The following is a 14,410-nucleotide window of genomic DNA, read 5'->3' on the forward strand; positions in this document are numbered from 1 at the left end:
TAAGTATCATGAAAAAAATAACGTTCTATATATCCCTTTTTGCTGCGGGTGTGATGGCCATCACCGCCTGTAAAAAGGAGGCCAAGGTACTGGCCACTTACGACGACAGCGAGAACAACGCGTTTCTCCGCATCGTACATGCTTCTCCGAATTTTCGCCAGGTATTCAACCTGCCGGATTCCTTTAACGTGTATGTGAACGGAGGAAAGGTTAACTCTCCCTACCTCACCTACGGAACAGCGGCAGGCACCATTTTTCCTGCTTCAACCACCAGCTTCGGTTATATGGCCGTAAAGCCCGGTCTGGTGCAGCTGAAACTTTCTGTAAACGGCTTTGCTTCCAATAACCCCGATTCAACACTGCTGCTGAACCTGAGCAAAGTGATGATTGCCGGTGGTACCTATACCCTGATGATAACGGACTCCATTCAGAGCACGCGCGATTCTTCGCAGATTTTCCTGCCCGATGCGTATGCAAAACCGGTTGGTACCAATGTGGGATTGCGTTTTGTACATGCTGTCTGGAACGATACCGCCACCAAAACGGTTGATATCTTCTCCTATGCCCGTAATGCGACCATTTTCTCGAATATCAAACCCGGCGGAGCTACCTCATTCTCCAATTTTGGCTACAATGCAACGGTGGATACCCTGTATGTAACCCGCCCCGCTGCGGCAGGCACGCCCATTTCCGGAAGGATCGTACTGGCTAAGATGGCGTTTTCGCCCACGGTGCAACGCGTATACACTTTGTATTACCGCGGCGATGGTAACCTTACCACCGGCACCAAGGCAAGAACCCTGCTTACCTATGTGCACAACTAAAAACGACCGAACCAGATTTACCCGGGGCCATCAGACATGATGGCCCCGTTTTTTTGCCGACAGAAAAAGCCAGAGGCAAAACAGCAGTGGCTTATCTTTTTCCTGCCAGGTAGATTAGCATGCAGAAGAGAATGGTTATGACAAGCGCTATCCATATCTTATACCGGTTCCAGTGGTAAGTCCACCTGATCTCTTTCAGCAATGTGTTAACCTCGGCGGCAAGCAGCTGATTGCCTGCAGTAAGCAACTGCATAGGCGCCAGTATTTCCCGCACCATCGGTAAAGGCAGGAGCCGCAACGCGGGTTGCAGGTGTTGCAGCAGCAGGTGCTGCGCTGCCTGTTTTCCGGGCTGATCAAACAAAGCGATATTGCCCGGCGAAAGAATGGCGGTAAGTTCAAAAGCAAGCCGGTCCATATCGAGCCGGAACGGGTCGATATGCCGCGCCCTGTCAGAAAATTTCCCGGCCATCAGCAGCACTTCCTCCGTGTTTGCCGGCCGCGTTTTTTTCCTGTGGGATGGATCTGCCCGGTAGCGCTGGCAGTTGTAGCTGGCACGTTTGACCGGATCTCTCAGAACGGCATATGCTTCCTGTATCTCTGTAAACTGTTTCACCGCGGCAGGATCATCGTTCTTGTCGGGATGGTACTGCAAAGCCAGTTTTCTGAACGCCCGCCGGATGTCTTCGGGTGTGGCCGTGGGTGGGAGGTTAAGTATTTGGTAAAGGTCTTTCAGAACGGCAAGTAACAATTAATCATCGGTAAGTAAACAGTCGGGTATCGAAGTAAATACAGCCGCAGGCCGGTGCCCGATAATCTGCGGATCTGCGGCTGCCTGTCCCGGTCAGTAATTGTCATTATCTATTACTAATGATTAATTCTTAACTGGTTATATCCAGGGCTATCCCGCCGCAAACTCCATATCCTCCCCGTCCAGCAGTTCCCGCTCGATCTCCTCCATCTGCACTATATCCCATGCCTCGCTTTCCGTAGGGGTGGTATTCATCATTTCCAGCAATGCAAGACCCGAAAAACCGGCTTCCGCCGAGGGCTGCATACAACAGATCACGAATGAGGCATTGTTTTCGTAGAAGTACTGTTGAAGCTCCGACAGCAAACTGGCTGCCGCATCTTCCACAAAAGCAACCCCGGAGAGGTTTAGTATGATATTTTTAACAGGTTGATAGAGCTGTTTTGACGCTGTTTCCCGTATCTCTGCTGCTATATTGGCAGTTAGTTCCGGCTGAATTGGCGTTACAACGGTAAATTTCTCCTTGGTATCAATTTTGACCTGCATAACTGGTTGAATTAGATTAACAGTTGTGTATAAATGCCGCACAACACCGCTCAAAAATATTCGTTATAATTGTATAAATCCAAATAAGGCCATGGATAATAATTTCTCAGCACAGGTTAAGGAGATTATTTCCTTCAGCAGGGAAGAAGCTCTGAGGTTAGGCAATGATTTTATCGGCACAGAACATTTATTGTTGGGTTTGATCAGGGATGGAGATAACACCGCTATCAAAGTATTGAAACAACTGAATGTAGACCTTTATGAATTGCGCAAGGAAATAGAACTCGCAGTTAAAGACAAAACCGGTAAGAACATCGCCAATATCAACAGTCTGCCATTGACCAAACAGGCAGAAAAAGTGATCCGTGTAACGGTTCTCGAAGCAAAGGCACTCAAAAGCCCGCTGGTGGAAACAGAGCATCTGATGCTCAGCATACTCAAAAACAAGGAGAACATCGCCACGCAGATACTGAACCAGTTTGATGTGGACTACGATCTGTTCCGCAACGAACTCGGTATGGTTGGCACCACCAACCCGCCTCCCAGAAGTGAATTCACCGACGGCGACGACGATGATTTCGACGAGGAAAAAAGAGGTGCGGGCTACCAGCAGCAGCGTGGAAGCAAACAGGCCGGCGCTACCAAAAGCAAGACCCCGGTGCTCGATAACTTCGGTCGCGATATCACCAAACTGGCGGAATCGGGTACACTCGATCCGATCGTGGGACGTGAAGAAGAGATCGAACGCGTAAGCCAGATACTGAGCCGCCGTAAAAAGAACAATCCCATCCTGATCGGCGAACCCGGCGTGGGTAAAACCGCTATTGTGGAAGGACTGGCGCTGCGTATCGTGCAGCGTAAGGTGAGCCGTGTATTGTTCGACAAACGCGTGATCTCGCTGGATCTTGCCGCACTCGTGGCAGGCACCAAATACCGTGGTCAGTTCGAAGAACGCATGAAAGCGATCATGAACGAACTGGAAAAGAACCGCGACGTGATCCTGTTTATCGACGAGATACATACCATTGTAGGCGCAGGCGGTGCCAGCGGTTCGCTGGATGCATCCAATATTTTCAAACCCGCGCTGGCAAGGGGAGAACTGCAGTGCATCGGCGCATCCACACTCGACGAATACAGGATGTACATCGAAAAAGATGGCGCACTCGACCGTCGTTTCCAGAAAGTGCTGGTAGAGCCGCCAAGCGTGGAAGAGACCGTGCAGATACTGAATAACATCAAATCCAAATACGAAGACTTCCATAACGTAACCTATGGCGATGACGCCATCGAAGCCTGTGTGAAACTCAGCGACAGGTATATGACAGACAGGCTGCTGCCTGACAAGGCGATCGATGTACTGGATGAAGTGGGCGCACGTGTGCACCTGAAAAACATCAATGTACCGCAGGAGATCGTGGAACTGGAGAAGAAGATCGAGGACGTTAAGAACGAGAAGAACAAAGTGGTAAAGAGTCAGCGTTTTGAAGAAGCGGCTTCCCTGCGTGATACGGAAAAACGTTTGGGTGAGGAACTGGAGAAGGCAAAAACGCAGTGGGAGGAAGACAGCAAACACAAACGCTATCCCATTACCGAAGAGCATATCGCCGAAGTGGTAAGCATGATGACCGGCATACCTGTAAAACGCATGGTACAGGCCGAAACAGAGAAGCTTCGCCGTATGGGCGAGGATATGAAGGGCATGGTGGTTGGACAGGACGAAGCCATTCAGAAAGTGGTGAAAGCCATCCAGCGTAACCGCGTGGGACTGAAAGACCCGAAAAAGCCGATCGGGACCTTTATTTTCCTCGGACCTACCGGTGTTGGTAAGACCGAGCTGGCGCGCGCCCTTGCGAGGTATATGTTCGATTCGGAAGATGCACTGATCCGGATCGATATGAGCGAATACATGGAGAAATTCACCGTGAGCCGTTTGATCGGCGCACCTCCGGGATATGTGGGTTACGAAGAGGGCGGACAGCTTACAGAGAAAGTGCGCCGTAAACCTTACTCCGTGATCCTGCTCGACGAGATAGAAAAAGCGCACCCGGATATCTACAATATCCTGTTGCAGGTGCTTGACGACGGACAGCTGACCGACGGTCTCGGACGCAAAGTGGATTTCAAGAATACGATGATCATCATGACTTCGAACATCGGTGTACGCCAGTTGAAAGAGTTTGGCGACGGTGTGGGTTTTGCCACTGCCAACCGGATCCAGAACGCGGAGGAAAACAGCAAGGCGGTGATCGAGAAAGCGCTGAAACGCACCTTCTCTCCCGAGTTCCTGAACCGGATCGACGATGTGGTGGTGTTTAACGCGCTTACAAAAGAGAATATCTTCAACATCATCGATATCCTGATGAAGGGTGTATCCAAACGCCTCAACAACCTGGGTTTCTCACTCGAGCTGACCAACGAGGCCAAAGAGTTCATAGCCGATAAAGGGTATGATGCCCAGTTCGGTGCACGTCCGCTGCACAGGGCCATCCAGAAATACCTGGAAGATCCGCTGGCGGAAGAAATTCTAAACCTCAACATCAAGGAAGGTGATCTGCTCACGGCCGACCTGGACAAAGAGTCCGGCAAACTCACCTTCAGCTTTCACAAGAAAGCCGAAGAAGGCGCCGGCGCAAACGTATAGACTTAGTAAGTACAGTTAAAAGGATCCCTGCGAAAGTGGGGATTTTTTTTTTGAACAATAGAACAAGGAACAAGGAGCAGGGAACAAGGAGCGGGGGAAGGGGAATATCGAATATTGAATAAGGAATGTCGATATTGAAATAACTCCGATCGTTATTCGATATTCCTTGTTCATCTGTTCATCTGTTCCCACCCCCCCCAACGAAATGTTTTCACGTCGATGCCTGCCAGGTCGAGGACGCGGTCTACGACGGTTGCGGCGAGTGCTTCGATGGTGGTGGGCTTGCTGTAGAACGAGGGACTGGCGGGGCAGATGATGCCGCCGGCAAGAGTGATGGTTTCCATATTGCGGATATGGATCAGGTTGTACGGTGTATCGCGGGCCACCAGTACCAGTTTCCTTTTTTCTTTCAGGATCACATCGGCGGCGCGGGTCACCAGGTCGTCGCTGATACCCGATGCAATACGGCCCATGGTTCCCATACTGCAGGGAACAACGATCATGGTCTGGTACCTCGCTGAGCCCGAAGCAAATGGCGCCGAAAAATCGTATTTGTCAAAATACCGGAACGGATAGTCTTTGTATGAATCGTTGCCCAGTTCCGACCGCCAGATATCTTTGGCGTTGTTGCTCATCACAATGCCGAGTTCTTCGTATTGATCCCGGCATTGCACCAGTTTATCCAGAAGCAGTTTTGCGTATAGGGCGCCGCTGGCGCCGGTAATGGCAATGGCTATTTTATGGGGTTGCAACATAACCAAAGATACTTATCCCTGCCGATTACTGCCTTGTTCAGCGTGCCAGCCAGGCAACGTCTTGTTTTTCGGGAGGAAAAATATAAAAACCGTTTTCCCAGATCATATAGCGTTTGTGGCCGTCCTGTATGACCATATCGATCAGCGATACGATATCGTCGTAACGGGTACCTGCGGTGAGGTTTACCCTGATATAGTTTTTCGAAGCGGGATCGGTTTTCATCGTCCATGCGGCCGACCGTACAGGCAGTATGGCGGCTTGTTGTCCGGGCGGCAGGTCAAAAACCAGCAACTGCTTATCGCGGTATTTTTCCAGCGTCCGCCACCCATACACAAAAGATTCGCTGTTATCGGAGGGAATGAACTGCCTGATCGACAGCTGCCGCCCGGGGTGCGTATGCTGCCGGGTGTAAAACCAGGCGAAAACGATCAGCCAGGCATTCAGCAGGGCAATAATGGCCGGTGCAAACCAGACCTTGCCGGTAATGTTCCGTTTCATAATGCTAAGATGCAGGTGGCCGCTGTTTCCATAAAAAAGCGCCTGCCACAAAGCAGGCGCCGTAATTACGGGCTTGTTGCGGATATAACTACCCGTTGTACATGATCTCGTAATACTCATTTGCCATCCGGTTGCTGTCGAACTGGAAGCGAACATCGCGCATACCGTTCTTCTGGATTTGCCGCCAGGTATCAGGGCTCTCGTAATAAAGCGGTAATATCTGCTGCTCGAGTATTTCGTATACTTTGTTCAGGTCGTATTCATCCTGCTCGTGTACCGACATGTTTTCGTAATCGGCTTTGGGCACAACAAAACCATTGTTGCCATGGTTAATGAACTCGGGTATCCATCCATCATCGGTGGAAAAATTCACGGCGCCGTTCATGGCGGCGGTCATGCCGCTGGTGCCCGAGGCTTCTCTGGGTACACGCGGGTTGTTCAGCCATACATCAGCAGCCTGCTTCATCCGTTTGCTCAGTCCCAGTTCGTAGCCGATCAGCACTGCCACATTCTTGTATTTTTTGCTGAGATGCACCAGGTTGTTGAACTGCGAGATGGCCGGATGGTCTACTGGATAGGGTTTGCCTGCCCAGATGATCTGTACGGGATATTTGGGATTGCTCAGCAGTTTTTCAAAGCGATCCATATCATAGGTGAGCATATCCGCGCGTTTGTATCCTGCAAAACGGCGGGCCCATACGATGGTAAGTATATGCTGGTTGAAGATCTTGCCCGTTTGATCGGCAACGATCTCGAAGGCTCTTTTCTTCAGGTATTTTTTGCGGTCGTCGTAAAGGAAATCGTTGCCGTCTTCCATGGAACGATACAGCTGTTTATCGGCCCAGTAACTCCAGTTCTGCGCGTTGGTGATGGAAGCGATGGGACAGATGCCTTCGTGATTCTTCCACATTTCATTGCTCACGCGGCCATGCAGGGCCGATACGCCGTTTGCTTTCCTGGCAAAACGCAGGGCGGCCAGTGAATGGTTGAACTGGTCGTCTTTTATGCCGGTAAGCCTGCGCACCTCGTCGATGCTGAGTCCGTAGAAATAACTCATTTTCTGACAGAGATAAATATCATGCTTTTCATTGCCCGCTTCTTCGGGTGTATGGGTGGTGAATACGAGTTTCTCTTTCAGTTTTTCAACGCTCTTGAATTTATCGAGCAGGTAGAATGCAGAAGAAATACCGTGCGCCTCGTTGAGGTGGTATACTTCAGGATTGAAGCCCAGCTCGTCAATCAGTTTGGCGCCGCCGATACCGAGCAGGATGAACTGCGCCACTTTGGTGGCCACATTGGCGTCGTATAAACGGTGAGTGATGGTCTGCGATACATAATCGTTCTCGGGAAGATCGGTGCTCAACAGGAACAAAGGCGCGCTCCTGAAAATATCCGGCGCCAGGTAATAGGCTTTTACCCAAACAGGGTGTTCGTGAATAGGTATCTGGAATTTGATGCCCGTATCTTCCAGAAAGCTATAGTTTTTTTCCATGAACGAAACCTGCAGGGTCTGGTCCTGGTTGCGGGCCTGGTCGTAATAGCCGTATTTCCAGAGGATGCCGATACCGATCAGGTTCTGTCTCAGTTCATAGGCGCTGCGTAAATGCGATCCCGCGAGGAACCCCAGTCCGCCGCTGTATATTTTCAAAGGCTGGTGAATGGCGAATTCCATGGAGAAATACGCCACTTTTTTTTCATACTTCTCACTTACCTGGTAAGGCACATTGTAATGCGAAAAATTCATTGGTCAGGGTTTGGTTAAACGATTGCTTGGCCTGCAATATAGGGAAAATGTATTTTGTACACGAAGAGGGGAAATAAGGAGCAGATGAACAAGGAACAGGGAACAGGGAACAGGGAGCGGAAGAACAGGGAAACCTGAATGGGGTGGGTTGCGATCGGGAATACAGCCGTCAATAACTTTCCGATCATCTGTTCATCCGTTCCTTGCTCCTTGTTCATCTGTTCACTTCTTTTTCCTAAGTTCTTTTTTCCGGGTAAACGAATCGTCGAACAGGCATTTCATGCCGCGGCGGTTGCCGCAAGTGCCGGTTTCTTTGATGGTGATTTCGTTGCCTTCGAAATTGAAATCGATCACACAGGGATCGCCTTTGGCGGTATACCGGGCGCTGTTATTGCTTTTCATCGTCATCTCGCCTTTCAGTTCGCCGTTGCAGCCGCCGTCTTTTTCAAAATGCACAAAAAATAGGTAGGTATTGGGCTTGCTGTTGTCCCGGACAGAGATAAAATTCCTTTTATCGCGTACATAATCGCCGCTGAATTTGTTTTTCCGAGGCAGCGTATCGAGCGGATTAACCACGGGAGCCGCTTTGTTAAGACCTTCGTTCGAATCATTTACCACCACCATAAACAGGCCCGCGTCATTGTATACCCAGCCCGCTCTTGAATAAAGTGTGGTGTTTTCCTCTTTTCCTTTTTTCTCGCGTCCGATAAAAAAAGTGGGTTCGCGGTTGATGGTTACACTATGCAGGTAGCCATCGCTGCGGTCGGCATCGAGCAGTTTTTTGGCCGCGAGAAATTTGTGTTTTTTATCGAGCACGAAAACGGCAAGCTGAGAGATTTTTTTTCTGTTGGTGAATTTCAGCAGCAGATAGGTCTCGTTGTCTTTCTCGATCTTTCCCACGGCATGTATTTTTTGCCGGTTGTCCTTACCCACCATATCCGTCAGTGCGCTGTCGGGAAAAAACTGCTGCAATGCCCGGTACCCAATGGTGGTGGTATCGCCAAGCCTGGCAAGATTGGAGTCTGCGGCACTGAACGAGCCAACCAGCGGCGGAAATACTGCCAGGAAATCCGCGGTCTTCACCGGTTTTTCCCCCGACAGATCAGGCTTCTTATCCGAACAAGCCACCAGCCACAAACACAGCAACACGGGCCACCATCGTTTCATACAGGATCTTTCGATAAAAGTAGGGATTTTGAAGGAAAGGGCAGGAGATGGCAGTAAGCGAAGCGGCGGCGTAAAAACCACCAGGCGGTGGCCACCGGTGCCCGAAAGGATTTCTTGGGCAGCTGCGGGATGTAAAAATTATTTAGATTTGCCTAAAAATAAATTTAGTCATTATGCATTTTTCCGTTACGGAAGAGAATTATATCAAGGCGATCTTTCATTTGCAGCAGGAAGACGGAACCGTGTCTACGAACGAGCTGGCGGCGGTGCTGGCTACCAGGCCGGCATCGGTTACCGATATGCTCAAAAAACTGAAAACCAAAAAACTGCTCAGCTACGAGAAATACAAAGGCGTGCGGTTAACCGCCGAAGGTAAAAGACTGGCGCTGGCAGTGGTGCGCAAGCACAGGCTCTGGGAATATTTTCTGGTGCATACGCTTCAGTTTGGCTGGGACGAAGTGCATGAAGTGGCCGAAGAGCTCGAACACATCACCAGCAGAAAACTGGTGGATAAACTGGACGTTTTTCTCGGTTATCCCAAGTTTGATCCGCACGGAGACCCCATACCCGACAGCCAGGGAAAAATGCAGCAGCAGCAGCAGGTAAACCTCATCGATCTGCCGCCCGGCACCGCGGCCGAGGTGAGCGCGGTGGGCAGCCAGTCTACCGAGTTACTGGAGTTGCTCCGTCATAAGAGCATTGGCATCGGCACCAGGCTCGAGGTAAAAAAGAAATTCGGTTTTGATCATTCGATCGAGATCAAGATAAAAGGACAAACCGCTTTCATCATCAGCCAGCAGCTGGCGCAGGCGCTGTTTGTAAAACTGATATAGACCATGGCCAGGCAACTGCATACAGAACATTCGCTGAGCGATGTACATGAGTCGGTGGATACCACCCGCCCGAGAAAAGGCTTCAGGCGTATTCTGGCCTATATCGGCCCGGCCTACCTGGTAAGCGTGGGCTATATGGACCCGGGTAACTGGGCCACTGACCTGCAGGGTGGCGCGCGTTTCGGATACCAGCTGATCTGGGTATTGCTGATGAGCAACCTGATGGCGCTGTTGTTACAGAGTCTCAGCGCAAGACTGGGTATTGTACGACGAAGGGACCTGGCGCAGGCCAACCGCGAAGCCTACCCGCCTTTTGTGAATTTCTGTTTATATATCCTTGCCGAACTGGCCATAGCCGCCTGCGACCTGGCCGAAGTGCTGGGCATGGCCATCGGTATTTACCTGCTGACGGGATTGCCGCTGATCTGGGGCACGCTGATCACCGTGCTCGATACCTTCCTGTTCCTGGTATTGCAGCGCTATGGTATACGCAAGATGGAAGCATTTATTATTTCCCTCGTGGCCATCATCGGTTCCTCATTCCTGACCGAGATACTGATCGCAAAACCGGATATGAGCCAGGTGGTGAAAGGGTTTGTGCCATCCGCGCTGAACGATGCGTCTCTGTACATCGCGGTAGGCATCATCGGCGCTACGGTAATGCCGCATAATCTCTACCTGCATTCGGCGCTGGTGCAGACGCGAAAGATCAGTAACGATACCAAGGGCATTAAACGCGCACTCAAATACAACCTGATCGACAGCACCATCGCGCTCAATGCCGCTTTCTTTGTGAACGCGGCGATACTGGTGCTGGCGGCAAGCGTATTCTTTACCTCGGGCAATACCGGCGTGGCCAGGATCGAAGACGCGCACAAACTGCTGCAGCCGCTGCTGGGAAGCCGGCTGGCACCGGTGCTGTTTGCCGTTGCGCTGATTGCTGCGGGACAAAGCTCCACGTTAACAGGCACGCTGGCCGGGCAGATCGTGATGGAAGGATACCTGCAGTTACGGATCAATCCCTGGCTGCGGCGGCTGCTGACGCGGCTGATCGCCATCGTTCCTGCGGTGATCACGATATTGCTCTATGGCGATGAAAAGATCGACGACCTGCTTGTCTTCAGCCAGGTGATACTGAGCCTGCAGCTTGGGTTCGCCATCATTCCGCTGATCCATTTTGTGAGCGATAAGGCTACGATGGGAGAATTCACGATCAAAACCTGGGTAAAAATGGCCGCCTGGACGGTGGCCGCCGTGCTGGTTTACCTCAATGTAAAACTGGTGGCCGATGAAAGTATCGGACTGTTCCGCTCGCAGGCTGCCTGGTACTGGAAATGGCTGCTTGTCATCGCCATCCTTGTATTCGTATGGCTGTTCCTCACCATGACCTTTTTACCCCTTGTAAAACGATACCGCAAAAAACAGGGTGAAACCCTGCATGGCGAAACCCCCGAGCTAAAAAACCTGCAGGTGGCCAGGATCAGCCGTATTGCGGTGGCGCTGGATTTTTCTTCTTCGGATGAGAAAATGATCGCCTATGCCATTGCGCAGGGCAATACCTCGGTAACTTATGTATTGCTGCATGTGGTGGAAAGTGTGGCTGCCAGTTACTCGGGTGAGGCAAGCGATGACAACGAAACCCGGAAGGACAGGGGCCGGCTGGAAAGTTACGCGGCCCAGTTACGCAATATGGGTTACCAGGCCGAGTTTCACCTGGGTTACAAGAACCGTGTAAAAGAGATCATACGGATGGTGCGCGATTCGGATGCCGATATGCTTGTGATGGGCGCCCACCGGCACTCGGGTCTCAAAGATTATGTATTCGGCGAAACCATTGAGGCCGTCCGCCATGCGCTGCAGATTCCCGTGCTGATCGTTGGCAAGTGATACGGAATCGTGGATGAGGGATTATCGGATTGGTGGATTATGTATTCGCGGATTTTTTCCCTTCTCGGCGAGAAACCCGACTGGCCGCATTCCCCGCAACTGAAAAATCCACAATCCACTAATCCACAATCCGCTAATCCATCAATCCGCTAATCGATATTCCATTATTCCGTCTTACATTTGTGCACTTTTAAACATTCACTAAACCTTCTATTCAATGGCACAGAAAATCAAGGTGGCAAACCCTGTGGTGGAGCTGGATGGGGATGAAATGACCCGCATCATCTGGAAATTCATTAAAGACAAACTGATCCTTCCTTATATCGATGTTGATATCAAGTACTACGATCTGGGTATGGAGTACCGTGACGAAACCAACGACCAGGTAACTGTTGATGCCGCCAATGCGATTAAACAGTATGGTGTTGGTATCAAATGTGCCACCATTACACCCGATGAGCAGCGTGTGGAAGAATTCAAGCTGAAACAGATGTGGAAGAGTCCCAACGGTACTATCCGCAATATCCTTGACGGAACCGTTTTCCGCGAGCCGATCGTTTGTAAGAATGTGCCCAGGCTGGTTCCCAACTGGACGGCACCGATCTGCATCGGCCGTCATGCATTTGGCGACCAGTACCGTGCAACCGATTTTGTGACAAAAGGAAAAGGAAAGCTGACCGTTAAGTTCGAAGGAGAAGACGGAACGATACAGGAGTTTGAAGTGTTCAACTTCAAAGGCGATGGCGTAGCACTCGCTATGTACAATACCGATGAAAGTATCAAAGGTTTTGCAAGAAGCTGTTTCAATACTGCATTGAGCAAAAAATGGCCTTTGTACCTCTCTACCAAGAATACCATCCTGAAAAAATACGATGGCCGTTTCAAAGATATTTTTGAAGAGATCTACCAGAACGAATTCAAAGCCAAATTTGAAGCAGCGGGTATTACCTATGAGCACCGCCTCATCGATGATATGGTGGCCAGTGCCTTGAAATGGAACGGCAATTTTGTCTGGGCCTGCAAGAACTACGACGGCGATGTGCAGAGCGATACCGTTGCGCAGGGTTTTGGCTCACTTGGCCTGATGACTTCCACCCTGATCACACCCGATGGCAAGATCATGGAAGCCGAAGCGGCACACGGAACGGTAACACGACATTACCGCGAACACCAGAAAGGGAAACCCACTTCCACCAACCCGATCGCTTCTATTTTTGCCTGGACAAGGGGACTGGAGTTCCGCGGCAAACTGGACGGGAACCAGGAACTGATCGATTTCTGCCAGGCCCTCGAAGCCGTATGCGTGGAAACGGTTGAGAGCGGTAAGATGACCAAAGACCTGGCCGTATGCATCCATGGCAACAAAGTGGAGCATGGTGCGCATTATCTCTACACCGAAGAATTCCTCGACGCGCTTGATCAGAACCTGAAAGCGAAACTGGGCAAGTAATAATTTTGGTCTGTGGTCTGTAGTCTGTGGTTTTTAGTAGTGAACCATAAACTACAGACCATAATGATCATTCTCTCTCAAAATACGCAAGGCTGCCGCCCACCCATTGTTTGTCGTGGTTGTAGCGCACGCCGATCATTTTGCCCTTGCTCAGCCTGGCAAGGTTGTTGGTGGCCACGGGTCTTGGCTCACCGTCTTTCCAGAAATAAAAGATACGTATCTCCGCTTTGGCGGGACCATCGGGTGTCTCTATGACATCGGCATAGGTTACTTTGCGCTGCAGTATCCAGTTGTGCGGGTCTTTTACCCCATCAATATCCGCCTGTTCAACATCAATGACAACGCCCTGGCCTGCGAACGAGAACAGGGGTTTCAGCACATAATTACCGAGGTCGGCCGGCATTTCTTTTATCTCGCTGAGAAAACGTGTTTCGGGAACATAGGGATGGTCGATAAACGGCAGCGTGTATTTGCTGATGCGGTAGAACCAGTTGGGATGCGGCAGCCATTCCACATCCAGTTCCTCGAATAACCATTTGCCTTTGTCCTGTATCTCGGCCGACTGCTGCTGCAGCTCATCAAAAATGATGCGGTTGTAGATGCGTTTGACAGGTATTTTTCTGCCATCCTTTTCATAGAACAGCTGTTTGCCTTCGCGTAACAGCTCGGTAAGGCAAACCACCGGTATGCCGGTATAATCCGATGTGCAGTAAAAATCGATCCTTGTTTTTTGCCGGTGCGGCAATATCTCGAGAAGGATCACTTCTTCTTCCCGGTGATTGCCTACAATGATCTCTCTGAGCAGTTGCCGGTAGCTGTCTGCATCAAAACCGTTCAGGTAAGTGGAATAGTTTTCAGGAATAGAAAAATGCCTGCGTGTTGTTTCGTCGTGCCATACCTGGTAGGCGAAAAGCGTGGGAAAGCCCTGCATTTCGACCAGCTGCGGCTCCAGCTCGCCTTTTTCATTCTCGCAGATGCCGAAATCAAAAGCAATAAAATGCGAATGCCTGTTTTCATTGGGTACCCGCAGGTTGGCGGGTACAGCATGAAAGGACAGGGTGCTAAAATTGAATTGCGTGATCACATCCACGATGCTTTCGCAGGCGGCCAGCAGTTTATCGCGAAACGCGGCATCGATAAAAACAGGTGTTTCCGCCACCCGGAACTCGATCGCGCCCGGGTGTTTGCTGTTCAGGTCGCTCAGGAAGCGCCGGTATTTTTCTTCGGTGAACTGTTCGTTATACGCTTTCCTGATCGAGGGTACCATAACACATGATTTCTGTTGCTATTAAAGTTACAGAAAATGCCCGAAGGCG

Annotated in this window: 12 protein-coding genes; 5 read left to right on the forward strand and 7 right to left on the reverse strand. The window is 50.5% G+C overall.

The genetic code is table 11. The annotated features are described in order from the left end of the window. Positions 1-8: 8 nt before the first annotated feature. On the forward strand, positions 9-824 hold the full coding sequence (locus tag GWC94_RS05385) for a DUF4397 domain-containing protein (RefSeq protein ID WP_161834010.1): 816 nt from the start codon (positions 9-11) through the stop codon (positions 822-824). Between the two features lie 91 nt (positions 825-915). Here GWC94_RS05385 and GWC94_RS05390 read toward each other — a convergent pair whose 3' ends face one another. Together GWC94_RS05390 and GWC94_RS05395 are read right to left on the reverse strand one after the other, a co-directional pair. Further along, positions 916-1,572 carry a J domain-containing protein gene (locus GWC94_RS05390; RefSeq protein ID WP_202628645.1) on the reverse strand — a complete coding sequence of 219 codons (657 nt, stop codon included), beginning with the start codon at positions 1,570-1,572 and terminating at the stop codon, positions 916-918. A gap of 150 nt (positions 1,573-1,722) precedes the next feature. Then, the gene (locus tag GWC94_RS05395) at positions 1,723-2,118 is read right to left on the reverse strand and encodes an STAS domain-containing protein (protein WP_161834011.1); all 396 of its coding nucleotides are present in this window, start codon (positions 2,116-2,118) and stop codon (positions 1,723-1,725) included. Between the two features lie 91 nt (positions 2,119-2,209). On the opposite strand from GWC94_RS05395, the gene GWC94_RS05400 reads away from it, so the two are divergent. Continuing rightward, positions 2,210-4,759 (forward strand): ATP-dependent Clp protease ATP-binding subunit, encoded by a 2,550-nt coding sequence (locus GWC94_RS05400; RefSeq protein ID WP_161834012.1) that lies wholly within the window; start codon positions 2,210-2,212, stop codon positions 4,757-4,759. A 170-nt stretch (positions 4,760-4,929) separates the two neighbouring features. On the opposite strand, the gene GWC94_RS05405 is transcribed toward GWC94_RS05400, so the two are convergent. The 4 genes from GWC94_RS05405 to GWC94_RS05420 all read right to left on the reverse strand — a co-directional run bounded on the left by GWC94_RS05405 (position 4,930) and on the right by GWC94_RS05420 (position 8,924). Continuing rightward, positions 4,930-5,514: a UbiX family flavin prenyltransferase gene (locus tag GWC94_RS05405; RefSeq protein ID WP_202628646.1), complete on the reverse strand. Its 585-nt coding sequence runs from the start codon at positions 5,512-5,514 to the stop codon at positions 4,930-4,932. 37 nt (positions 5,515-5,551) lie between these two features. After that, entirely contained in the window at positions 5,552-6,013 is a 462-nt protein-coding gene (locus GWC94_RS05410; protein ID WP_161834013.1) for a hypothetical protein, read from the reverse strand. Positions 6,014-6,101: 88 nt separating this feature from the next. Then, the gene (glgP, locus tag GWC94_RS05415; protein WP_161834014.1) at positions 6,102-7,757 is read right to left on the reverse strand and encodes an alpha-glucan family phosphorylase; all 1,656 of its coding nucleotides are present in this window, start codon (positions 7,755-7,757) and stop codon (positions 6,102-6,104) included. A gap of 222 nt (positions 7,758-7,979) precedes the next feature. Further along, complete coding sequence (locus GWC94_RS05420) at positions 7,980-8,924, reverse strand: hypothetical protein (protein ID WP_161834015.1); 945 nt, start codon at positions 8,922-8,924, stop codon at positions 7,980-7,982. Between the two features lie 173 nt (positions 8,925-9,097). Here GWC94_RS05420 and GWC94_RS05425 point away from each other — a divergent pair, with 173 nt between their 5' ends. From GWC94_RS05425 to GWC94_RS05435, 3 genes are all read left to right on the forward strand, one after another. After that, positions 9,098-9,757 (forward strand): metal-dependent transcriptional regulator, encoded by a 660-nt coding sequence (locus GWC94_RS05425; RefSeq protein ID WP_161834016.1) that lies wholly within the window; start codon positions 9,098-9,100, stop codon positions 9,755-9,757. Between the two features lie 3 nt (positions 9,758-9,760). Next, positions 9,761-11,644 (forward strand): Nramp family divalent metal transporter, encoded by a 1,884-nt coding sequence (locus GWC94_RS05430; protein WP_161834017.1) that lies wholly within the window; start codon positions 9,761-9,763, stop codon positions 11,642-11,644. 217 nt (positions 11,645-11,861) lie between these two features. After that, positions 11,862-13,094, forward strand: a complete 1,233-nt coding sequence (locus GWC94_RS05435; protein ID WP_161834018.1) for an NADP-dependent isocitrate dehydrogenase — start codon at positions 11,862-11,864, stop codon at positions 13,092-13,094. A 67-nt stretch (positions 13,095-13,161) separates the two neighbouring features. Here GWC94_RS05435 and GWC94_RS05440 read toward each other — a convergent pair whose 3' ends face one another. After that, positions 13,162-14,361: a hypothetical protein gene (locus tag GWC94_RS05440; protein WP_161834019.1), complete on the reverse strand. Its 1,200-nt coding sequence runs from the start codon at positions 14,359-14,361 to the stop codon at positions 13,162-13,164. Positions 14,362-14,410 lie beyond the last annotated feature (49 nt).

This window comes from Sediminibacterium soli (assembly GCF_009939225.1).
Taxonomy (GTDB): Bacteria; Bacteroidota; Bacteroidia; order Chitinophagales; family Chitinophagaceae; genus Sediminibacterium; species Sediminibacterium soli.